Raw genomic sequence first — 1,664 nt, 5'->3', positions numbered from 1 at the left:
TGGGGTTATGCAAACTGCTCCAGAGCATCCTTAGCTGCCTTATTACCAAAAGCTACTGTTACGCACCCACCAACATTTCACTCAGGCATCGGCATATCAATATCAAATGCCCGCATAAAGGGGTAAGGATCGTCGTAATGAGAAAGGGGAGATATGGGCAACCATTCCGACGGAATCCATGGCGAGCTTATATCCACCTGATACCCATGGCGCCAAGCGATTTTGGTGTAAATAACCGCTTCACGCACAATAAACCAACCCGTATATCCATCATCCTCATTCCTCCATTTGATGGAATCCGGCTTCACCATTTCACTTAAAGCATCTTCCATCGCTCCAATATCACCCCGAGCCAAGGCAACAAAAAAACGATTATCTGATGCAAATCTTTTCATGCGCTCCGGCACATTCAAAAGAAATCGTTCACTACGTTCAGCAAGAACCTCCCATTCACCACGCAATGCAAGTTTTGCCTGAAAAGTCAGAAACTCCCAAGTGCTACTTTTTTTAGACCTATTGACATCAATGCCGTTGAAAGTTCCATACCACCTAACGAGCTGGGAATGGTCGGACAACAACGGCCATAGCAGATCCCGGAAGGGAACGCCTGGCGAATAAATACCAGTCAGGGGCGCATTCTGGCAAATCATGCGCCGTAGCTTAGCTGCAACATAGGACCACTGTTTACAAGCCATCAAGTTTTTATCTTGAAACCAAGATATTAGCGAAGCTGCCTCCGCGTGGGATTGAAGAGCCCGCTTGCAAGCCTCGGGGTCACCCGAATTGTTCCTTATATGATTTAAGCGACTAGCTAAACGCTCTAGATGGCCCTCCAAGTGCGACCCAACATGAGCCAACCCTTTCCTCAAACTATCCTCATAGGCAAGGACCGCAGACATAATTATCTTCCTCTTAACGCTAAGGGGTCTTCACAGGCACCCCTATCAGCTGCCCAGTATTTTTATTGACGCCAACTACCGCAGTGGTCAAGGTACCATCCTCTTGGGCTTGACTGATAGCCTTATAAGCTGGTGATGTCTTATCCAGCCTATCCATTACACTCTGTATCCAGCCAGATGAAAGCTGCATGTCACCACTTGTAGTCTGACTAAGTGAGAAGGTTCCATTGTTAATTTGCTTTCCATCTACTAAGAGGGTAACCGAGCCATCAGAGTTCTGTAGAACAGCATCAAATCCTCTGTTGCCACCATATTTTCCGCCCTCCAGCACCGTCATACCCTGCTTCTGTGCCACCGAATTAATTAGAGACTCGGTAAGCTCCCCCGTTGGATCGCCATTCAGAGCAATCTGTGTTGCAACGGCCTGATCCGCAGGATCGCTAATATTCAATGCACATTGACTTCCACAGACTTTTACCTGATTGACATAACCTCCCGGCGTAGGCGTTGCGGGCGCACCCTTTGCAAGCAGTTCGAAATCATTAACCGCATTCAGGCCATTGCTACCACCCGTGAGCGTGAGGGTGCCATCGGCATTAATGACTGTTGCTGCCTTTGCCCACGCCGGCAGCAATGACAACCCGGCATAAGCTTCACCCGTCCCTCCCAGAGCCCCGTAAATTAGCTCAGCTGCACCAGGGGAAACTCCCAATGCCTGCTGGATAGCTTGCCCACCAAAAGTCTGCCTGATTAGCGTCGAACCTC

The 1,664-nt window shown here is 49.0% G+C and carries 2 protein-coding genes; both read right to left on the bottom strand.

Going from position 1 to position 1,664, the window contains the following annotated elements; translation table 11 throughout:
* Positions 1-77: 77 nt before the first annotated feature.
* Positions 78-695 (bottom strand): Imm49 family immunity protein, encoded by a 618-nt coding sequence (locus ACH65_RS19210; RefSeq protein ID WP_161805621.1) that lies wholly within the window; start codon positions 693-695, stop codon positions 78-80.
* 223 nt (positions 696-918) lie between these two features.
* Positions 919-1,664: hypothetical protein (locus tag ACH65_RS20335; protein ID WP_202594232.1), on the bottom strand; the 746-nt coding region annotated here is incomplete at its 5' end.

Origin of the sequence: Frateuria defendens (genome assembly GCF_001182895.1) — a bacterium.
Lineage (GTDB): Bacteria > Pseudomonadota > Gammaproteobacteria > Xanthomonadales > Rhodanobacteraceae > Frateuria_B > Frateuria_B defendens.
The sequence above is the reverse complement of the archived record's forward strand: the minus strand, read 5'-3'. Positions and strand labels throughout refer to the sequence as shown.